Origin of the sequence: Escherichia sp. E14S1 (assembly GCF_004211995.1) — a bacterium.
In the GTDB taxonomy this organism is placed as follows: Bacteria; Pseudomonadota; Gammaproteobacteria; order Enterobacterales; family Enterobacteriaceae; genus Escherichia.
In genome coordinates this window covers 117761-138558 of sequence record NZ_RHJQ01000006.1, presented here as the reverse complement: position 1 = coordinate 138558, position 20798 = coordinate 117761, and the positions used below count along the sequence as shown (strand labels likewise).

Genomic DNA, 20798 nt, shown 5'->3' with positions numbered 1-20798 from the left:
CTCAATGCGTTTTCGGTGGCAGGTAAGGTTCCAGCAGTTGAAGCAGACGCTGTAGCGCGCCCTGGTTTTGATACAGCACTTCAACGGCATGACGGCCATAGAAACTACGGTAATCGGCGTCGGTGAGTAAAGAGGAAACCTCTTTCGCCAGCGACGTGGCATCGGTGACGGTAATCAGCCCGCTTGCCTGCTCCAGCCGCGCGCAAATGTCTTTAAAGTTAAAGGTATGCGGCCCCATCAACACCGGGATAGCGTGTGCGGCGGCCTCCAGCGGATTATGCCCACCGCGTTCAACCAGTGAACCGCCAACAAACGCGAGATCGGCAATACCGTACAGCAACATCAGTTCGCCCATCGTATCGCCAACCACAACCTGCGTGCTGGTGGAGGGGACTTCCCCTGAGGAGCGTGTGATATAGCTTAGTCCAGCCTGGCGGACAAGGTTAATCGCATCCGGGAAGCGTTCCGGATGACGGGGTACCAGGATGAGCAATAAATTCGGGAACTGTTGTAACAGCGCCTGATGGGCGGCAATCACTACGCTCTCTTCGCCATCATGAGTGCTGGTGGCAATCCATACCGGACGATGCGGCGCCCACTGGCGGCGCAGTGTTACTGCTTTAGCGGCCAACTGTGGCGTCACTGAAATATCGAATTTCAGGCTACCGGTAACGGTCACCTGATTATTTTTTGCACCCAGTGTCACAAAGCGCGCAGCATCTTCTTCATTTTGCGCAGCAATCAGCGTAATACGGCGGAGCAAGCGACGAACAAATTTACCCAGTTTGGCGTAACCTGCGGCAGAGCGTGCAGAGAGTCGCGCATTAGCGATAACCAGTGGAATTTTACGTTTATGTAGCGCCGCAATCAGGTTAGGCCATAGTTCGGTTTCCATAATCAACACCAGTTTTGGGTCGACTTTATTCAGGAAACGGTTGAGCGCATCGGGCAGATCGTAAGGCAGATAGACGTGCTGAACATCTTTTCCAAAAGCCGATTGTACGCGCTCCGAACCAGTCGGCGTCATAGTCGTGACTGTGATTGGTAAATCAGGATAGCGATGACGCAGCGCGCGCACCAACGGGATTGCCGCCAGGGTTTCACCGACGGAGACGGAGTGCAGCATAATGCCGCCTGGTGTTAGCGGATGGCGGTAAAAACCGTAACGTTCACCCCAGCGTTTTCGATAGGCCGGAGCCTTACGTCCGCGCACCCAGAGCCGTATCCAGATTAGCGGCTGAATAAGGTAGAGAAGGGCGGTGTAAAGCAATTCGAGCATAATAAATAGCTGACTTATGGATGTGCTGGGGATTCTATGTATTTAACGGTGGCTTTACCATTACTTTTCCCGTTTTTGACTTAAATAGCTTCAGTTTGGTCTGATCTGCCGCTACATCTTCATTTTTTTTGTATTTTTATGCGAATCATTGAAACTCGGCCCCATTTTCAACTCTACATTGGCCGTACCGACATTATCGACATGCTATTTTTTATCTGTTTGATTTCTATGATTAAAACATATTTCGTGTATAAAAATCATTCGGGTCGGATTGCTGCGAAAGAAATGATACACTAGCACGTCAAGTAAGTGCGTTATCAGTATTCAGGTAGCTGTTGAGCCTGGGGCGGTAGCGTGCTTTTTTTCTGCTTAACTTAATCAGACAATCACACAAAAGAGTCGCTAGTGGAAAAGCCATTTCGAAAAATTCTGGTCATAAAGATGCGATATCATGGAGATATGTTATTAACTACTCCTGTCATCAGTACGCTCAAGCAGAATTATCCTGATGCAAAAATCGATATGCTGCTTTATCAGGATACCATCCCTATTTTGTCTGAAAACCCGGAAATTAATGCGCTCTACGGGATAAGCAATAAAGGTGCGGGAACATTCGATAAAATTAAAAATGTGCTTTCGTTGATAAAAACTCTGCGTGCGAATAATTATGACCTGGTCATTAATCTTACGGATCAGTGGATGGTGGCGCTGCTGGTACGTTTTTTACCCGCACGGATGAAAATATCGCAACTTTATGGTCATCGGCAGCATGGCATTTGGAAAAAAAGCTTCACACACTTAGCGCCAATACACGGCACACATATTGTTGAGCGTAATTTATCGGTCCTTGAGCCATTAGGTATTACCGATTTCTACACTGACACAACAATGAGTTACGCCGAAGATTGCTGGAAGAAGATGCGCCAGGAATTAGATGCCCTGGGCGTAAAAGATCATTATGTTGTCATCCAGCCGACAGCGCGTCAGATATTTAAGTGCTGGGATAACGATAAATTTTCTAAGGTTATCGATGCGCTGCAACAGCGAGGGTATCAGGTTGTCCTGACCTGTGGGCCTTCGGCAGATGATCTCGCTTGTGTAGATGAGATTGCACGAGGTTGCGAAACAAAACCCATTACTGGCCTTGCAGGTAAAACACGTTTTCCTGAACTAGGCGCGTTAATTGATCATGCAGTGCTTTTTATTGGTGTGGATTCTGCGCCGGGGCATATTGCGGCGGCGGTGAAGACGCCAGTTATTAGCCTCTTTGGGGCCACTGATCATGTATTCTGGCGCCCATGGACCGAGAATATTATTCAATTCTGGGCGGGGAATTATCAGAAAATGCCGACCCGGCATGAACTTGACCGCAACAAAAAATATCTTTCTGTTATTCCAGCGGAAGATGTGATCGCCGCTACGGAAAAGCTGTTGCCAGAAGATGCCCCATCAGCTGACAGGAATACACAATTATGATCGTGGCGTTTTGTTTATATAAATATTTTCCATTTGGTGGGCTTCAACGTGACTTTATGCGCATTGCATCAACAGTTGCCGCACGGGGCCACCATGTTCGAGTCTATACGCAGTCATGGGAAGGTGATTGCCCAAAAGCATTTGAGCTTATTCAGGTGCCAGTTAAGTCCCATACCAACCATGGACGCAATGCAGAATATTATGCCTGGGTACAAAATCATCTCAAAGAGCATCCCGCTGATCGCGTTGTTGGGTTTAATAAGATGCCAGGTCTGGATGTTTATTTTGCCGCTGATGTTTGTTACGCCGAGAAAGTTGCGCAAGAAAAAGGTTTTTTATATCGTTTAACATCACGATATCGCCATTATGCCGCATTTGAGCGAGCGACTTTCGAGCAGGGTAAATCGACGAAACTTATGATGCTGACCGATAAGCAAATCGCCGATTTCCAGAAGCATTATCAAACTGAATCTGAACGTTTTCAAATTCTTCCTCCCGGTATTTATCCGGACAGAAAATACAGCGAGCAAATCCCAAACAGTCGTGAAATTTATCGCCAGAAAAATGGCATAAAAGAGCAACAAAACTTATTACTGCAGGTTGGATCAGATTTTGGTCGTAAAGGTGTTGATCGCTCAATTGAAGCTTTGGCATCGTTACCGGAATCATTACGTCACAATACGCTTTTATTTGTTGTTGGTCAGGATAAACCGCGGAAATTTGAAGCGTTGGCAGAAAAACTCGGCGTGCGGAGCAATGTGCATTTCTTCTCCGGTCGCAATGATGTGTCAGAATTAATGGCAGCCGCTGATTTATTACTGCATCCCGCTTATCAGGAAGCCGCGGGTATCGTTCTTCTTGAAGCGATCACTGCTGGATTACCTGTTTTAACAACTGCAGTATGTGGGTATGCGCATTATATTGCAGATGCCAATTGTGGAACGGTCATTGCTGAACCTTTCTCCCAGGAACAATTAAATGAGGTTTTACGTAAAGCGTTAACTCAGTCTCCATTACGAATGGCCTGGGCGGAGAATGCTCGCCATTATGCCGATACTCAGGATTTGTATAGCCTGCCAGAGAAAGCCGCAGATATCATTACAGGTGGTTTAGATGGTTGAATTAAAAGAGCCGCTTGCCACACTTTGGCGTGGTAAAGATGTTTTTGCAGAAGTCAAAGAACTGAACGGCGAGGTCTTTCGTGAACTCGAGACGCGTCGCACATTACGCTTTGAGCTGTCCGGGAAAAGCTATTTTCTTAAATGGCACAAGGGGACGACATTAAAAGAGATTGTAAAAAATCTACTCTCATTACGGATGCCCGTTTTGGGCGCAGACAGAGAGTGGCACGCTATTCATCGCCTGAGTGATGTTGGCGTTGATACAATGAAGGGCATTGGGTTTGGTGAGAAAGGTTTAAACCCATTAACCCGTACATCATTTATTATTACCGAAGATCTCACTCCCACGATTAGCCTTGAAGATTATTGTGCTGATTGGGCAGTCAACCCGCCTGATATACGTGTAAAGCGTATGCTGATTACACGAGTGGCAACCATGGTGCGTAAAATGCACGCCGCAGGGATAAATCACCGTGACTGCTACATTTGCCACTTTTTACTTCATTTGCCATTTACTGGCCGGGAAGATGAATTAAAAATTTCGGTTATCGATCTGCATCGGGCACAGATACGTGCAAAAGTACCGCGTCGTTGGCGCGATAAAGACCTGATTGGTTTGTATTTCTCATCAATGAATATTGGGCTGACGCAGAGAGATATCTGGCGATTTATGAAGGTTTATTTTGGGATGCCTTTACGAAAGATATTATCTCTTGAACGGAATTTATTGAACATGGCAAGTGTTAAGGCCGAGCATATTAAAGAGCGAACACAACGCAAAGGATTATAAAAATATTTATCAGTATGTACTGGAACTAACTTCATTATGACTATTTATTTTATAAACTGGATTGCAGATTATGAATTAAGAATGATCCAGTACCTGAAAAAAAAGTACAAGATAAAAAATATAACAACACCAAAAAAATACAACTGGGTTAATAAGAAAATTTCGAAATTAGGGATGGATAATGCATGGCTGGGGCGATTATTCATCAAGCATTACCTCAATGATATCAGAAAAGATGACATAATTATCTTTAATGACAGTGTTATTAATAAAGGTATCAATAAACAAATATTAAAAAACATTAACTGTCATAAAGTTTTGCTTCTAAGAAATACTGTCAGCGAAGATTTTATTTTTGATAACACTAATTATTTTGATATTATCTATGATTTTGAGCATAGATTTATAGGGAATGAAAAGACCAAGGCAATAGAACAATTTTTTCCTATAGGAATGGATGAAATTAGAAATTATAGTTTATCTGACAAAAATAACAGTCAGCCAATATGTTTTTTTCTTGGTCGTGATAAAGGACGTCTTCAAATAATTAATGAATTAGCCGATAGATTAACAACACTAGGATGTAAGTTAGATTTTAATGTTGTCAAAGATAAAACATCATCTCCGACTTCAAAGTATTTGATTGAAGAACAAATACCGTATGAAGAGAATATTAGAAGAACATTAAATGCTAATATAATTGTTGATATAACTAAAGAAAACCAATCTGGCTGGACTCTTCGTATACTTGAGGCACTATTTTTCAATAAAAAATTAATTACTAATAATATAAATATACTTGGTTCAGAAATCTATAGTGAGTCTCGCTTTTTTATAATAGGTCATGATGATTGGGATAAGTTAGAGTATTTTATTAACTCATCTGTTAAACCAATGGATTATGATAGCTTATATAAATTCAGCCCTGATAAAATGATGTCAACAATTGTTTCTGATTTTATAGAAAAATAAAATCATTAAAACAGTGAGCTTTACTCAATTAATGAGAGTTTCAATGAAAATAGCATTTATCGGCGAAGCTGTTTCTGGATTTGGCGGCATGGAAACAGTCATTCGTGATGTTATTACTACATTCAGGAAACAACATATCCATAGTGAAATGTTTTTCTTTTGTCGTAATGATAAAATGGATAAGGGATGGCTGGACGGTATTAAGTACTCGTGTTCATTTTCCAATATTCGCTTAGGTTTTTTGCGTCGCGCGAAACATATTCATGCGTTAAGCAAATGGCTTCAGGATTATCAGCCAGATGTTGTTATTTGTATTGACGTGATCTCGTGTTTGTATGCGGCCAAAGCTCGTAAAAAATCGGGAGTTGATGTGCCAGTATTTTCATGGCCACATTTTTCTTTAGATCACAAAAAACATGCTGCATATATCACCTGTGCCGACTATCATTTAGCAATCAGCTCTGGCATTAAACAGCAAATGATTAATCGGGGTGTAGCAGAATCGACGATAAATGTTATTTTTAATCCAGTCGAAGCTAAAGACACAGTCATTCCTGCGCCTGAGGAAGGCGAAACGGCAACGTTCATTTATGTTGGGCGTATGAAATTCGAGGGCCAGAAGCGGGTTAAAGATCTCCTTGATGGCTTATCACAAGCGCAAGGTAACTGGAAACTCCATGTATTGGGTGATGGTTCCGATTTCGAAAAATGCCAGGCTTATGGTAGAGAATTAAATATTGATGATCGAATTGTCTGGTATGGTTGGCAACAACATCCCTGGGAATTGGTCCAGCAAGATATTAAAAAAGTGAGTGCGTTATTGCTCACGTCATCTTTTGAAGGTTTCCCAATGACCCTACTTGAAGCCTTGTCATGGGGAATTCCTTGCATCAGCGCCGATTGTGTCTCCGGGCCTGCTGACATTATTCAACCTGATGTTAATGGTCATCTGTATCAATCGGGAGATATTGCTGGTTTTGTAACGCTTCTCAATAAATATATAGCAGGTGAAATTTATATCGAACATGAAACAATTCCTGCGTCGATCGATAAATTTTACCAATCGAAGTATTACGATAGATTACATAAGATAATTATTTCTGCTATTTCCCGGAGGAAATAATGCAGCAGGTGTTTTTCCAGGAAACTGAGTTTCTTAATTCAGTTATTGATTATAATCATAAAGTAGAAACAGAAAATCTTTGTCTGGATATCGCTTATGGGACTGACAGAAATTTTCTATTTGGTTGCGGAATTTCGATTGCTTCAATATTAAAGTATAATGAAGGAAGTCGATTGTGTTTCCATATTTTTACTGACTATTTTGGTGATGATGATCGTAAGTATTTTGATGCCCTGGCGCTGCAGTATAAAACCAGAATTAAAATATATCTGATTAATGCTGATCGACTCCGCTCATTGCCTAGCACTAAGAACTGGACTCATGCAATATATTTTCGCTTTGTTATTGCAGATTACTTTATTAATAAGACGTCTAAAGTCCTTTATCTGGATGCAGATATCATTTGTCAGGGGACTATTGAGCCACTAATTAATTTCTCATTTCCTGACAATAAAGTCGCAATGGTTGTTACAGAAGGGCAAGCTAAGTGGTGGGAAAAACGCGCCCATTCGTTAGGTGTTGCGGGAATTGCTAAAGGTTACTTTAACTCCGGTTTTTTATTGATTAATACTGACCAATGGGCGGCTCAGCAGGTTTCTGCACGAGCCATAGCAATGCTAAATGATCCAGAAATAGTCAAAAAAATAACACATCCTGATCAGGATGTATTAAATATGTTGCTGGCAGACAGACTTATTTTTGCTGATATAAAATATAACACCCAGTTTAGCTTAAACTATCAACTCAAAGAAAGTTTTACAAACCCAGTAACCAACGATACTATTTTTATCCACTATATCGGTCCAACCAAGCCCTGGCATGATTGGGCCTGGGATTATCCTGTATCACAAGCCTTTATGGAGGCAAAAAATGCTTCGCCATGGAAGAGCACGGCGTTGCTGAAACCGAACAATAGCAATCAATTAAGATATAGCGCAAAACATATGCTTAAAAAGCATAGATATCTAAAAGGATTTAGCAATTATCTTTTTTATTTTATTGAAAAGATAAAGCATTAAAACTGGGAAACTATAAAGTAATGATATAAGGGTAGCATTGTGGACTCATTTCCTGCCATAGAGATAGATAAAGTTAAAGCCTGGGATTATCGGCTAGTTAATATAAATACTTCTGAATGTTTAAATGTTGCCTATGGTGTCGATGCTAATTATCTTGATGGTGTAGGTGTTTCCATCACATCAATTGTCCTAAACAATCGACATATTAATCTTGATTTTTATATTATTGCTGACGTTTATAATGATGTTTTTTTTCAAAAAGTCGCAAAGCTTGCAGAGCAATACCAATTAAGAATCACGCTATATAGAATTAACACTGATAAGCTCCAGTGCTTGCCTTGTACACAGGTCTGGTCAAGAGCAATGTACTTCCGTTTATTTGCATTTCAATTATTGGGTTTAACGCTTGATCGTTTGCTTTATCTTGATGCAGATGTTGTTTGTAAAGGCGATATTAGCCAACTATTGCATCTGGATTTAAACGGAGCGGTCGCTGCTGTTGTTAAAGATGTTGAGCCAATGCAGGAAAAGGCGGTATCCAGGTTGTCTGATCCTGAATTACTTGGGCAGTACTTTAATTCCGGCGTCGTTTATTTAGATTTAAAAAAATGGGCTGACGCAAAACTAACAGAAAAAGCGTTGTCTATTCTTATGAGTAAAGATAATGTTTATAAATACCCTGATCAGGATGTTATGAATATCTTACTGAAAGGGATGACAATATTTTTGCCTCGTGAGTACAATACAATTTATACAATTAAAAGTGAATTAAAAGACAAAAAACATCAAAACTATAAAAAGCTGATTACAGAAAGCACTCTGCTTATTCATTATACAGGTGCAACTAAACCGTGGCACAAATGGGCAATTTATCCATCGGTAAAATACTATAAAATAGCTTTAGAAAATTCACCATGGAAAGATGACTCTCCACGAGATGCAAAATCAATTATTGAATTTAAAAAAAGATATAAACACCTTTTAGTGCAGCATAATTATATCTCAGGAATTATAGCAGGAGTCTGTTATCTTTGCCGAAAATATTACCGTAAATAACATTTAACTGGGTTATTATGATTCAGAAGAGCAAGATCAAAGACTTGGTTGTTTTTACCGATGAAAACAATTCAAAGTATCTCAATGTATTAAATGACTTCTTGTCTTATAATATAAATATCATCAAGGTTTTTCGTTCTATTGATGATACAAAAGTTATGCTTATTGATACCGATTACGGTAAATTGATTCTTAAGGTTTTTTCTCCGAAAGTTAAGCGTAACGAACGTTTCTTTAAGTCTCTGTTAAAAGGTGATTATTACGAACGCCTTTTTGAGCAAACCCAAAAAGTACGAAATGAAGGGTTAAATACACTCAATGACTTTTATTTATTGGCTGAACGCAAAACCTTACGATTTGTCCATACTTATATCATGATCATCGAGTATATTGATGGCATAGAGTTGTGTGATATGCCCGATATTGATGATGTGCTAAAAAATAAAATTCAGCAATCAATTAATTCCTTACATCAACATGGCATGGTTTCTGGCGACCCCCATCGTGGTAACTTCATTATAAAAAATGGTGAGGTTCGAATTATTGATCTCTCCGGAAAACGTGCTTCAGCGCAGCGTAAAGCGAAAGATCGTATTGACTTAGAGCGTCATTACGGTATTAAAAATGAGATTAAAGATCTAGGCTATTATCTTTTAGTATATCGTAAAAAAATGCGCAATTTTATGCGGCGTTTGAAAGGGAAACCAGCGCGCTAAAATAGAAATATCCAAAATTGCGTGTCTTCACCAGGACAGTTTTAAGCGGAGTTATTTATTTCACAGGTTTATCATGAAGAATATTAGATACATTGACAAAAAAGATGTTGAAAACCTGATTGAAAATAAAACATCTGATGATGTTATTATTTTTCTTTCTGGCCCTACATCGCAAAAAACACCTTTGTCTGTATTGCGAACAAAGGATATTATTGCTGTCAATGGTTCTGCGCAATATCTGTTAAGTAATAATATCGTTCCTTTTATATATGTACTTACAGATGTCCGCTTTTTACATCAGCGTCGTGATGATTTTTATAAATTTAGCCAGAGAAGTCTTTATACCATAGTAAACGTTGACGTTTATGAACACGCTTCCAAAGAAGATAAACTTTATATCCTCCAGAACTGCTTCGTATTACGATCCTTTTACCGCCGAGAAAAAGGCGGTTTTATAAAGAAGATTAAATTTAATATTTTGAGCCAGATTCACAAAGAACTGCTGATCTCTGTACCGTTGTCTAAAAAAGGTCGTCTGGTTGGATTTTGCAAGGACATTAGTCTTGGTTATTGCTCATGCCATACTATTGCCTTTGCTGCAATTCAAATAGCATATTCACTTAAGTATGCACGGATTATTTGTTCCGGTCTGGATTTAACGGGTAGCTGTTCGCGTTTCTATGATGAAAATAAGAATCCCATGCCCTCGGAATTAAGTAGGGATTTATTCAAAATCTTGCCATTTTTCCGTTTTATGCGTGATAATGTAAAAGATATTAATATTTATAGTTTATCAGATGATACGGCTATTTCTTACGATGTAATTCCATTTATTAAACTTCAAGATATCAGTACGGAAGAGGCAAAAGATAAGACAAGAAAAAAAATGCAATATAAAGCTTCAACTGATTCTTATGCTAATTAGTCATCCTGAAACTAAAATAATATGGTATAAAAATGCGTTTAGGAACTTTTCACAAAAAGAAAAGATTTTATATAAACAAAATCAAAATTAATTTCCTTTCTTTTTTATTTCGTAAGAAAATCAATAACCAAGTTACAGAACCAGCACAAATTAAATCATGCCTAATCATTCATGATAATAATAAACTCGGTGATCTAATTGTATTAAGTTCGATTTATCGTGAGCTTTATAGTAAAGGAGTTAAAATAACCATCCTCACAAATAGAAAGGGTGGGGAGTTTCTCTCTAATAATAAAAATATATTTGAGTTCTGTATCAAAGAATCGACGGGTTCCCTTAAAATGCTTACTCTATGTAAGCATCTGCGGGATTTACAGTTCGATATTGTATTAGATCCCTTTGAAACAATGCCCTCATTTAAGCATAGTTTAATATTATCAAGTTTAAAAGATTCTTACATTCTGGGGTTTGATCAATGGTATAAGCGTTACTATTCATTTTACCATCCCCACGATGAATGTTTAAAAGAACATATGAGTACACGAGCAACAGAAATACTGAAGCATATTTATGGTGAGGGTGAATTTTCCACCGACTACGACTTGCATTTACCTGTAGATGTTGAAAATAAAATAAAAGATTTTATTGGAAATACAAGAATAATCATCATTAACCCATTAGGTGCAAAAAAAATATGCCGACTTACGTTTGAGCAAATAAAAATCATATATCAAGAAGTGAAAGCACAGTTTGAAAATTATCGAGTGATATTTACCGGGTTACCGCAAGATTTATTGACAATACCAATACCTGAAATTGAAACACTACCATTTGACGAGTTTATTTATACTGTTGCGTTGACCCGGTATAGTGATTTTGTCATTTCTGTTGATACAGCTCTTGTTCATATCGCTGCGGCTTATCATAAACCAACGCTTGCATTTTATCCTAATTCACGTACTCCGGAATATCCCTCACATTTAATTTGGGCCCCGAATAATCATCAATCTATACAAATAGTATCTCCAACATTTACGATAAAAGATATCGATACTGAAACTTTAACTGATTCAGTAAAGAGATTAAGTTGCATAGATAAGAAGTGAGTTTTAACTCACTTCTTAAACTTGTCTATTCTTGATTAATAGTATTGTTACGATTATTAATAACGAGTAAGAGGACTATCGCGGATATAACGATAATTGGAATGCTGCGTGCCCATATGATCACATCACTGAGTCCGATCCCCACAATGCCGAGCGTTAATATCAACAAACCCAATGCGCGTTTTTTATATACTGTATAAAATAGTGAAAAATAGAGGAAAAGGGTGGAAAAAATCCCCATCAGACCTTTCAGTGACCCTGCTTCAATTATCTCATTATGTAGGTGTACGTTAGCAAAATCCAATGCCCCTCTTAGTCTATTGTTTTCTGCGACTAACAAATTCATACTTTCAGCGCGCGACTCTGCAGATCTAAATGAAAAGGGCGATTCTTTGAATAAATCAAAACCAATTTCGTACATTGCCAGTCTTGCACCTAAGGAAGTCACGCTATTAGCATTGGTATAACTGTTTAAATCATTTAATGCTTCGTTATAGCGATATTGAATTGGTTTATTAAATATAATTACAACACTGGCCAATATAGCAATTAGAAGAACAATAGCGGAAGTGAATTTTTTTGGGGATTTGTTGTAATATGTAATTAGTGCAACAGCACAAATTACAGGGAAAAGGAGTAGAGTTGCTCTGGTTTGTGTCAGTGCCAGAACATAAAGTACCGCGCAACTATTTAATAAAAATAAAAAAGGATGGTTTTTTTTAGTATAAAGAATTGCAACACCACTAACTATCCCTATTAGCATTGTTGAATATGCTGCTCCTGTTGCCGCTCCTATACCAAAAGAAATGCGGTCATATTCATGAATGCTATTAGTATAAATTGCATATGCAGCAATTATAAATGACAGGGAATATAAAATGTATAACACACTTTCTTTTTTTGTTTTTAGCTGGCTAGTTAGTGCTAAAAAAACAATAAAAGATCCAAATATAAATATTTTGGCAGTATTTAAATAACTGTGGTAAGTAGCACGAAATGGAGAGTTGTCTACTTTAAACACAGAATACCAAATTAAATCAAGCAATCCTATAAAAAATATAGAAAGTGGAAGGATAAGGTTTTTTATATTATAATTTCCTTGTCTGCCACGTAAAATTAGTGATAACAAGCAAACTATAGCAGTGATATTATATATCTTTATGCTGAAAGTGTTATCGATGAATGCAATTATCAATGAAAAAAAACATAATATATAAGTCATTATCTCTAGAATCACAGATGATTTCAGAGTGTAAGGTTTCCATGAGTGAAATTTAATGAAGGTTGGCATGTTTTACCTTTATAATGATGATAATTTTTCCAAAACTGCTTGACCGTTGAGATTAATTAAACTTTTCCCCGGTGCCATGCAAACTACCTGATTCTTCCCATAACCGCCAATTAATCCCGGGTCTGTCGGCCCATAAACTGTGATATTGGGTTTATCGAGTGCCGCAGTTAAATGGCTTAATCCTGTATCGACTGACACAACAAATTTAGCTCCAGCCAGCACACGGGCAACGCCTTCCAGAGTCATCTTCGGCAGTACGTCGACATAATCAAAGCCTTCCGCCAGCCTTTTTGCCCGCTCTTCTTCATGCGGCGCTCCCCACGGTAGTTTAATTCGAATCCCTGAACCTGCCAGTAAACCAATTAATTCTCGCCAGTGCTCTTCCGGCCAGTGTTTATCATCGCGGGTGGTCGCATGAAGGAATACAGCATACTCCCCAGCATCCGGTAGTGGATTTGTCAGGAAATGCTGCGCAATAGCATAATCGCCCTGGGCCTGCGGTTTGCTATACCCAAGGCTTTTTGCAAACAGTTCACGGGTACGTTCTACAGCATGCTGCTGTTTCGCAATATGATGTTTGCGATTGTAAAACAGGCTGGCTAAAGGCTCGCGAGCGGTTTGCCAGTCCATTCCATGTTTAACGCCATGTGCTAAACGTGTCACCAGCGCTGCGCTTTTTACCAGCCCCTGGGCGTCGATAATTGCGTCATAGTTTTCCGCTTGAAGGACTTCACGAAACGCTTTCCGTTCCGCTTTTATGGGGGCCGAGAACCAGGCTTTACGCCAGCGTCGTATCGCCACCGGAATAACCCGCTCAACGGCGGCGTGCCAGGACGGAATTTGCGCGAATCCCTCTTCCACCACCCAATCAAACTTAATCCCCGGGATTGCCTGCTGGGCATCGGTGAGTGCGGGCAGCGTATGGAGAACATCGCCCATCGACGATGTTTTAACGATCAGAACCCGCATCCGTCAGGCTTCCTCTTGTAACAATAGCGCGTTGAGTTCTTCCAACACGTGCTGGGGAGTAATGTCGATCAAGCTCTGATGATAACCCTCTGCAGCGTCACCTTTACGCACTTTGTGATAGCCGGTAATCAGGCGGATCACGCGCGCTTTGTGGGAAAGCGGCGGCGTAAAGTCCGGACTGCTCGGCCCATACAGAGCAACCAGTGGACGATTGAGCGCCGCAGCAACGTGCATCAGGCCAGAATCGTTAGTGACAATGGCTTTACAGGCGGCAATCAAAATGACTGCCTGCTCAAGCTGTGTTTCCCCCGCCAGGTTCCGACACCATGCCTGCTGCTCGGTATTCAAAGCGGCAAGAATCTCATTGCCCGCCTCATGATCTTTCGCAGAGCCAAACAGAACCACCTGATAACCTTCATCAATCAGCTGCTTTGCCAGCTCTGCATAGTGGTAGTGTGGCCAGCGTTTCGCCGGGCCAAACTCCGCACCCGGGCAAAAGCCAATCATCGGACGTTCTGATGAGAGCGAAAATTGGTTACAGGCATACGATTTTTCACCTTCGCTCACCTGCAATTGCGGCCATAACAACGGTTTTGGTAGATCTTGTGCGGTACGCATTACGCCTTTGTCATAGGCCAGCGCCACATAGCGTTCCACCATTAGTGGCCAGGCTTCTTTATCGAGCACACGTACATCGTTGAGTAAACCGTAGCGCATCTCGCCGCGCCAGCCGGTGCGATGAGGAATACCCGCGAAGAAAGGCACTAATGCGGATTTGAAGGAGTTGGGTAAGACGTAGGCGCGGTCGTAGCGCTTTTCACGCAGACTATGACCCAGTTTGCGGCGTTCACCGATTTCCAGCGCCCCGTGACCGAGAGGCATCGGGATAGCTTCGTTAACTTCCGGCATCCGCGATAATAATGGACGGCACCATGCCGGTGCCATCACGTCGATTATCGCCTGGGGATAGCGCGCCTGGAGCGTGCGATAGAGACTTTGCGACATCATCATGTCGCCAACCCACGACGGGCCGATCACCAATATTTTCATTCACTTCATCCTTCAAGCTGTCTCTGCGGCGGCTGCCTGCGTTCACTCCGGTCACTTACTTTTGTAAGCTCCCGGAGATTCACTTCGTTGCCGCCTTGATACCGCTCGAATGATTTTGTGAATTTACGTTGATGTCGCGATTCAGCCAGGCCATGTATTCCGTTACACCTTCAGCAACAGTTTTGAACGGTTTGTCGTAACCCGCAGCGCGCAGATTAGTCAGATCCGCCTGAGTAAACGCCTGGTAGCGGCCTTTCAGTTTATCCGGGAACGGAATGTATTCGATCTGACCTTTCTTGTGATAAGCAAGCGTTGCATCTGCTACTGCCTGGAAGGATTCCGCACGGCCAGTACCGAGGTTGAAGATGCCGGAAACGCCATTTTCCAGGAACCACAGATTCACATCAGCCACGTCGCCCACGTAGACGAAGTCGCGTTTAAAGTTCTCGCTACCTTCGAACAGTTTCGGAGACTCACCGTTGTTAAGCTGGGTGTTGAGATGGAAAGCGACGCTCGCCATGCTGCCTTTATGGCCTTCACGCGGTCCATAAACGTTGAAATAGCGGAAACCAACAATCTGCGAGTTCGCTTCTGGCAGGATTTGACGAACATATTCATCAAACAGGAACTTCGAATAACCGTAGACATTCAGTGGTTTTTCGTATTCGCGGGATTCAATAAAGTCGGAGGTGCGACCGCCGTAAGTGGCTGCGGAAGAGGCGTACAGGAACGGGATTTCGCGCTCCAGACAGTAGTGCAGCAGCTCTTTGGAGTATTGATAGTTGTTATCCATCATATACTTGCCGTCCCACTCGGTAGTGGAAGAGCACGCGCCTTCGTGGAAAATCGCTTCGACATCGCCGAACTCTTCACCCGCCATAATCTGGATCAGGAAGTCTTCCTTATCCATATAGTCCGCGATGTTCAGGTCCACCAGGTTCACAAACTTGGTGCCGTCTTTCAGGTTGTCCACCACCAGAATATCGGTGATGCCTTTATCATTCAGGGCCTTAACGATGTTGCTGCCGATAAAGCCCGCGCCGCCGGTAACGATGATCATAACTGTAACCTTCGAATTATGGAGTCAGAGACAATCTCAGACACGAATGCTTCTATCATATCACTACACGGCGTTGGCTTCAGCCATTCGCCGAAAGTGAGGGGGATGGACGTTATTTATTCTAAATTTTACAGAAGTGTTAACGCGTCATCTCGTCGCGAACTATAAGTTTGGGTAATATGTGCTGGAAATTGCCCTGTCTGGAGAACCGCAATGCGTGGAGAATTTTATCAGCAGTTAACTAACGATCTGGAAACCGCAAGGGCGGAAGGGTTGTTTAAAGAAGAACGCATTATTACGTCTGCGCAGCAAGCAGACATCACTGTGGCTGATGGAAGTCACGTCATAAACTTTTGCGCCAATAACTATCTCGGACTGGCGAATCATCCGGAGCTGATTGCGGCGGCAAAAGCGGGAATGGATTCTCACGGTTTCGGCATGGCTTCGGTGCGATTTATCTGCGGCACCCAGGATAGCCATAAAGAGCTTGAGCAGAAACTGGCAGCATTTCTCGGCATGGAAGATGCGATTCTCTACTCTTCCTGTTTTGATGCCAACGGCGGTCTGTTTGAAACGCTGCTGGGCGCGGAAGACGCCATTATCTCCGATGCTCTGAACCATGCCTCGATCATCGACGGCGTGCGGCTGTGCAAAGCGAAACGCTATCGCTATGCCAACAACAATATGCAAGAGCTGGAAGCGTGCCTGAAAGAAGCGCGTGAATCCGGGGCGCGCCATGTGTTAATCGCCACCGATGGTGTGTTCTCTATGGATGGCGTAATTGCCAACCTGAAAGGGGTTTGCGATCTCGCGGATAAATACGACGCTTTGGTGATGGTTGATGACTCTCATGCGGTCGGTTTTGTCGGTGAAAACGGACGTGGCTCCCATGAATACTGCGATGTGATGGGCCGTGTCGATATCATCACCGGCACGCTGGGTAAAGCACTGGGCGGGGCTTCTGGTGGTTACACCGCAGCGCGTAAAGAAGTGGTTGAGTGGCTGCGTCAGCGTTCTCGTCCTTACCTGTTCTCCAACTCACTGGCACCTGCCATTGTGGCTGCTTCCATTAAAGTGCTGGAGATGGTCGAAGCGGGCAGTGAGCTTCGTGACCGTCTGTGGGCGAACGCGCGTCAGTTCCGTGAGCAGATGTCGGCGGCGGGCTTTACCCTGGCGGGTGCTGATCACGCCATTATTCCGGTCATGCTTGGCGATGCTGTAGTGGCGCAAAAATTTGCCCGTGAACTGCAAAAAGAGGGCATTTACGTCACCGGTTTCTTCTATCCGGTCGTTCCGAAAGGTCAGGCGCGTATTCGTACCCAGATGTCTGCGGCGCATACCCCTGAGCAAATTACGCGTGCGGTAGAAGCGTTCACGCGTATTGGTAAACAACTGGGCGTAATCGCCTGAGTGAGGATGTGAGATGAAAGCGTTATCCAAACTGAAAGCGGAAGAGGGCATCTGGATGACCGACGTTCCTGAACCGGAACTCGGACATAACGATCTGCTGATTAAAATCCGTAAAACAGCCATCTGCGGGACTGACGTTCACATCTATAACTGGGATGAGTGGTCGCAAAAAACCATCCCAGTACCGATGGTTGTAGGCCATGAATATGTTGGTGAGGTGGTTGGCATCGGTCAGGAAGTGAAAGGCTTCAAGATCGGCGATCGCGTTTCTGGCGAAGGCCATATCACCTGTGGTCATTGCCGCAACTGTCGTGGTGGTCGTACCCATTTGTGCCGCAACACGATAGGCGTTGGTGTTAATCGCCCGGGCTGCTTCGCCGAATATCTGGTGATCCCGGCATTCAACGCCTTCAAAATCCCCGACAATATCTCCGATGACTTAGCCGCAATTTTTGACCCGTTCGGAAATGCGGTGCATACGGCGCTATCATTTGATCTGGTCGGCGAAGATGTTCTGGTTTCTGGTGCAGGCCCAATTGGTATTATGGCCGCGGCGGTAGCGAAACACGTTGGTGCACGCAACGTGGTGATCACTGATGTTAACGAATACCGTCTGGGGCTGGCGCGCAAAATGGGCATCACTCGTGCGGTTAACGTCGCGAAAGAGAATCTCAACGACGTAATGGCAGAACTGGGCATGACTGAAGGCTTTGATGTTGGTCTGGAGATGTCTGGTGCGCCGTCAGCGTTCCGCACGATGCTGGACACCATGAATCACGGTGGCCGTATTGCGATGCTGGGTATCCCGCCGTCTGATATGTCTATCGACTGGACAAAAGTGATCTTTAAGGGACTGTTCATTAAAGGTATTTACGGTCGTGAGATGTTTGAAACCTGGTACAAGATGGCGGCGCTGATTCAGTCTGGTCTGGATCTCTCGCCAATCATTACCCATCGTTTCTCCATCGACGATTTCCAGAAAGGCTTTGATGCCATGCGTTCGGGCCAGTCTGGGAAAGTTATTCTGAGCTGGGATTAACACGAACAAGGGCTGGTATTCCAGCCCTTGAAGCTGATGGAAAACACAAAATTGCCTGATGCGCTACGGCTTATCAGGCCTACGTGGTTCCTGCAACATATTAAATTTGCACAATTTGGTATGCCGGATAAAGCGTTTACGCTAGATCCGGCATAAACAAAGCGCACTTTGTCTACAATCTGAAAATCCAAAATTCCAGCCATTTTCCCTGAGGATAATCCGTTAAATATGTAAAATCCTGTCAGTGTAATAAAGATATCGTAATTGCGCTGTTATCTTATATTTCTGCTCTCATTATCTCTCTAGCCTGAAGTTACTTTCTCACCCGTAAAAATAATATTTCACAGGCTTAATAGTTTCTTAATACAAAGCCTGTAAAACGTCAGGGTAACTTCAGAGGTCGTCGGTAATTTATGATGAACAGCACTAATAAACTAAGTGTTATTATCCCGTTATATAATGCGGGCGATGATTTCCGCACTTGTATGGAATCTTTAATCGCGCAAACCTGGACTGCTCTGGAAATTATTATTATTAACGATGGGTCAACGGATAATTCTGTTGAAATAGCAAAGCATTACGCAGAAAAACATCCGCATGTTCGCTTGCTGCATCAGGCGAATGCTGGCGCATCGGTGGCGCGTAATCGCGGGATCGAGGCAGCGACGGGCAAATATGTTGCTTTTGTCGATGCTGATGATGAAGTCTATCCCACTATGTACGAAACGCTGATGACCATGGCGTTAGAGGACGATCTCGACGTGGCGCAGTGCAACGCTGACTGGTGTTTTCGTGAAACGGGGGAAACCTGGCAATCCATTCCCACCGATCGCATACGCTCAACCGGCGTATTAACCGGCCCGGACTGGCTGCGGATGGGACTTTCTTCTCGCCGCTGGACTCACGTTGTCTGGATGGGCGTTTATCGCCGCGATGTTATTGTAAAAAATAACATTAAATTTATTGCCGGATTACATCATCAGGATATTGTCTGGACAACAGAATTTATGTTTAACGCGCTGCGTGCGCGATATACCGAGCAATCGTTATATAAATATTATCTGCATAATACGTCAGTGAGTCGGTTGAATAGACAAGGGAATAAAAACCTTAATTATCAACGGCACTATATTAAGATTACCCGACTGCTGGAGAAATTAAATCGAAATTATGCCGACAAAATTACAATTTATCCGGAATTTCATCAGCAAATAACTTACGAAGCATTGCGTGTTTGCCATGCGGTGCGCAAAGAGCCAGATATTCTTATCCGCCAACGGATGATTGCTGAGATATTTACTTCCGGCATGTATAAGCGCCTGATTACTAATGTCCGCAGCGTAAAGGTGGGTTATCAGGCATTACTGTGGTCTTTCCGCTTATGGCAATGGCGCGACAAAACACGATCGCACCATCGCATTACGCGTAGCGCCTTTAATTTGCGCTAGCGTTAAACTTCGCCGCTTCGGGCTGTTTGCCCCAGCCTTGCCACTGATGCTGGAAGTAAACGATCAGCGTGCTCTGGCTGATGCTTTCGCTTAATACTTCAAAGAAGCGATTCGCATAAACGGGTTCCAGCGGTTTTTTCGGTTTACACAGCTTCACGCCATGGAACGGATTACGCGGCGCGTTGGGCACCGTATTTTTCGGTGGCGTAGACGTATCGACCTGCGGTTCATTCAGCAAGCTGCTGGCTTTCACCAGCGTAATGTCTGGCGGCAGGTTATAAACCATCTGTTGTAGCACGCGTACCGTTGAAGGGTGAGGATGCCCGATGGCGATGGTCGAACCGTTGCGACGCGCCAGGTCAATTGCGCGATTGAACTGCACACGGATGTCCGCTTCATTTTGCGAATCGTCGAGGAACACCTTCCGTTTAATAACCTTCACGCCAGTGCCTTGTGCGGCGCGCATCGCCTGGGTATTACCGATGGTTACGCTGTCGAGGAAGTAAAGATTGTAACGCGCCAGCGCCTGCATCACTTTCTGCATACCAAACAGGTTAGAGGTCATCTTGCTGCCCATGTGGTTGTTGATCCCCACAGCATAGGGCACGTTATTGACCGCACTACGAATAATGCGCTCAATTTCGTCGCTGCTCATCTCCGGGCGCAGCGTGTTTTTCTCCAGCGGCTGTTTACTCAATGGTGCCATTGGCAGATGGATCAACACCTCGTGACCGCTGTTATGCGCTTTGGTCGCCATCTCTCTGGCGTGCGGTGAGTCGGGTAACACGGCGACGGAGATAGCGGAGGGCATCGCCAGCACCTGGTTTTCGTTGTGCGGGCGATAACCAAAATCATCAATGACAATGGCTAGTTTGCCAGCAAGTACGGGGGAGGAAAGCGCTAACAGAGCGGCAAATGCAAGAACGTTACGACGAAATGGAAACAAAA

Annotated in this window: 19 protein-coding genes; 13 read left to right on the top strand and 6 right to left on the bottom strand. The window is 43.1% G+C overall.

Features of this window, described 5'->3' with window-relative positions; translation table 11 throughout:
- Position 1: 1 nt before the first annotated feature.
- The gene (gene waaA / locus D9734_RS08210) at positions 2-1279 is read right to left on the bottom strand and encodes a lipid IV(A) 3-deoxy-D-manno-octulosonic acid transferase (protein ID WP_130206723.1); all 1278 of its coding nucleotides are present in this window, start codon (positions 1277-1279) and stop codon (positions 2-4) included.
- 405 nt (positions 1280-1684) lie between these two features.
- Here waaA and rfaQ point away from each other — a divergent pair, with 405 nt between their 5' ends.
- The 10 genes from rfaQ (at position 1685) to D9734_RS08160 (ending at position 11583) form a co-directional block, all read left to right on the top strand.
- Positions 1685-2755, top strand: coding sequence for a lipopolysaccharide core heptosyltransferase RfaQ (rfaQ, locus tag D9734_RS08205; protein WP_130206721.1), 1071 nt, complete (start codon positions 1685-1687; stop codon positions 2753-2755).
- On the top strand, positions 2752-3876 hold the full coding sequence (gene rfaG / locus D9734_RS08200; protein WP_130206719.1) for a lipopolysaccharide glucosyltransferase I: 1125 nt from the start codon (positions 2752-2754) through the stop codon (positions 3874-3876). Before rfaQ ends, rfaG begins: the two co-directional genes overlap by 4 nt.
- On the top strand, positions 3869-4666 hold the full coding sequence (rfaP, locus tag D9734_RS08195) for a lipopolysaccharide core heptose(I) kinase RfaP (protein WP_130206717.1): 798 nt from the start codon (positions 3869-3871) through the stop codon (positions 4664-4666). Before rfaG ends, rfaP begins: the two co-directional genes overlap by 8 nt.
- A 36-nt stretch (positions 4667-4702) precedes the next feature.
- Positions 4703-5638, top strand: a complete 936-nt coding sequence (rfaS, locus tag D9734_RS08190) for an LPS core biosynthesis protein RfaS (protein WP_130206715.1) — start codon at positions 4703-4705, stop codon at positions 5636-5638.
- Between the two features lie 43 nt (positions 5639-5681).
- Positions 5682-6761 carry a lipopolysaccharide 1,6-galactosyltransferase gene (gene waaB / locus D9734_RS08185; RefSeq protein ID WP_130206711.1) on the top strand — a complete coding sequence of 360 codons (1080 nt, stop codon included), beginning with the start codon at positions 5682-5684 and terminating at the stop codon, positions 6759-6761.
- The gene (gene waaO / locus D9734_RS08180) at positions 6761-7780 is read left to right on the top strand and encodes a lipopolysaccharide 3-alpha-galactosyltransferase (protein ID WP_130206709.1); all 1020 of its coding nucleotides are present in this window, start codon (positions 6761-6763) and stop codon (positions 7778-7780) included. Before waaB ends, waaO begins: the two co-directional genes overlap by 1 nt.
- A gap of 39 nt (positions 7781-7819) precedes the next feature.
- A complete protein-coding gene (gene rfaJ / locus D9734_RS08175) occupies positions 7820-8836 on the top strand; it encodes a lipopolysaccharide 1,2-glucosyltransferase RfaJ (RefSeq protein WP_130206707.1) in 1017 nt (338 codons plus the stop codon).
- 17 nt (positions 8837-8853) lie between these two features.
- Positions 8854-9552, top strand: coding sequence for a lipopolysaccharide core heptose(II) kinase RfaY (rfaY, locus tag D9734_RS08170; RefSeq protein WP_130206705.1), 699 nt, complete (start codon positions 8854-8856; stop codon positions 9550-9552).
- Between the two features lie 73 nt (positions 9553-9625).
- Positions 9626-10477, top strand: a complete 852-nt coding sequence (waaZ, locus tag D9734_RS08165) for a 3-deoxy-D-manno-oct-2-ulosonate III transferase WaaZ (RefSeq protein ID WP_130206703.1) — start codon at positions 9626-9628, stop codon at positions 10475-10477.
- A 32-nt stretch (positions 10478-10509) separates the two neighbouring features.
- Positions 10510-11583, top strand: a complete 1074-nt coding sequence (locus D9734_RS08160; protein WP_130206701.1) for a glycosyltransferase family 9 protein — start codon at positions 10510-10512, stop codon at positions 11581-11583.
- Positions 11584-11608: 25 nt separating this feature from the next.
- On the opposite strand, the gene D9734_RS08155 is transcribed toward D9734_RS08160, so the two are convergent.
- The 4 genes from D9734_RS08155 to rfaD all read right to left on the bottom strand — a co-directional run bounded on the left by D9734_RS08155 (position 11609) and on the right by rfaD (position 15953).
- On the bottom strand, positions 11609-12874 hold the full coding sequence (locus tag D9734_RS08155) for an O-antigen ligase (protein WP_130206699.1): 1266 nt from the start codon (positions 12872-12874) through the stop codon (positions 11609-11611).
- Positions 12875-12883: 9 nt separating this feature from the next.
- A complete protein-coding gene (gene rfaC, locus D9734_RS08150; protein WP_130206697.1) occupies positions 12884-13843 on the bottom strand; it encodes a lipopolysaccharide heptosyltransferase RfaC in 960 nt (319 codons plus the stop codon).
- Positions 13844-13846: 3 nt separating this feature from the next.
- A complete protein-coding gene (rfaF, locus tag D9734_RS08145; protein ID WP_130206695.1) occupies positions 13847-14893 on the bottom strand; it encodes an ADP-heptose--LPS heptosyltransferase RfaF in 1047 nt (348 codons plus the stop codon).
- 79 nt (positions 14894-14972) lie between these two features.
- A complete protein-coding gene (gene rfaD, locus D9734_RS08140) occupies positions 14973-15953 on the bottom strand; it encodes an ADP-glyceromanno-heptose 6-epimerase (protein WP_000587766.1) in 981 nt (326 codons plus the stop codon).
- Positions 15954-16166: 213 nt separating this feature from the next.
- Between rfaD and kbl the strand changes: the two genes are divergently transcribed.
- The 3 genes from kbl (at position 16167) to waaH (ending at position 19850) form a co-directional block, all read left to right on the top strand.
- Positions 16167-17363, top strand: coding sequence for a glycine C-acetyltransferase (gene kbl, locus D9734_RS08135; RefSeq protein ID WP_064526086.1), 1197 nt, complete (start codon positions 16167-16169; stop codon positions 17361-17363).
- Between the two features lie 13 nt (positions 17364-17376).
- Complete coding sequence (gene tdh, locus D9734_RS08130; RefSeq protein ID WP_130206693.1) at positions 17377-18402, top strand: L-threonine 3-dehydrogenase; 1026 nt, start codon at positions 17377-17379, stop codon at positions 18400-18402.
- A 413-nt stretch (positions 18403-18815) separates the two neighbouring features.
- On the top strand, positions 18816-19850 hold the full coding sequence (gene waaH, locus D9734_RS08125; protein WP_130206691.1) for a UDP-glucuronate:LPS(HepIII) glycosyltransferase: 1035 nt from the start codon (positions 18816-18818) through the stop codon (positions 19848-19850).
- On the opposite strand, the gene D9734_RS08120 is transcribed toward waaH, so the two are convergent.
- Complete coding sequence (locus tag D9734_RS08120; protein WP_130206690.1) at positions 19837-20796, bottom strand: divergent polysaccharide deacetylase family protein; 960 nt, start codon at positions 20794-20796, stop codon at positions 19837-19839. The genes waaH and D9734_RS08120 overlap by 14 nt on opposite strands.
- Positions 20797-20798 lie beyond the last annotated feature (2 nt).

Coding starts and splice junctions, on each gene's coding strand:
- waaA (WP_130206723.1), bottom strand. CDS start 1,279: ATGCTCGAATTGCTTTACACCGCCCTTCTCTACCTTATTCAGCCGCTA.
- rfaG (WP_130206719.1), top strand. CDS start 2,752: ATGATCGTGGCGTTTTGTTTATATAAATATTTTCCATTTGGTGGGCTT.
- rfaP (WP_130206717.1), top strand. CDS start 3,869: ATGGTTGAATTAAAAGAGCCGCTTGCCACACTTTGGCGTGGTAAAGAT.
- rfaS (WP_130206715.1), top strand. CDS start 4,703: ATGACTATTTATTTTATAAACTGGATTGCAGATTATGAATTAAGAATG.
- waaB (WP_130206711.1), top strand. CDS start 5,682: ATGAAAATAGCATTTATCGGCGAAGCTGTTTCTGGATTTGGCGGCATG.
- waaO (WP_130206709.1), top strand. CDS start 6,761: ATGCAGCAGGTGTTTTTCCAGGAAACTGAGTTTCTTAATTCAGTTATT.
- rfaY (WP_130206705.1), top strand. CDS start 8,854: ATGATTCAGAAGAGCAAGATCAAAGACTTGGTTGTTTTTACCGATGAA.
- waaZ (WP_130206703.1), top strand. CDS start 9,626: ATGAAGAATATTAGATACATTGACAAAAAAGATGTTGAAAACCTGATT.
- D9734_RS08160 (WP_130206701.1), top strand. CDS start 10,510: ATGCGTTTAGGAACTTTTCACAAAAAGAAAAGATTTTATATAAACAAA.
- D9734_RS08155 (WP_130206699.1), bottom strand. CDS start 12,874: ATGCCAACCTTCATTAAATTTCACTCATGGAAACCTTACACTCTGAAA.
- rfaC (WP_130206697.1), bottom strand. CDS start 13,843: ATGCGGGTTCTGATCGTTAAAACATCGTCGATGGGCGATGTTCTCCAT.
- rfaF (WP_130206695.1), bottom strand. CDS start 14,893: ATGAAAATATTGGTGATCGGCCCGTCGTGGGTTGGCGACATGATGATG.
- rfaD (WP_000587766.1), bottom strand. CDS start 15,953: ATGATCATCGTTACCGGCGGCGCGGGCTTTATCGGCAGCAACATCGTT.
- kbl (WP_064526086.1), top strand. CDS start 16,167: ATGCGTGGAGAATTTTATCAGCAGTTAACTAACGATCTGGAAACCGCA.
- tdh (WP_130206693.1), top strand. CDS start 17,377: ATGAAAGCGTTATCCAAACTGAAAGCGGAAGAGGGCATCTGGATGACC.
- waaH (WP_130206691.1), top strand. CDS start 18,816: ATGATGAACAGCACTAATAAACTAAGTGTTATTATCCCGTTATATAAT.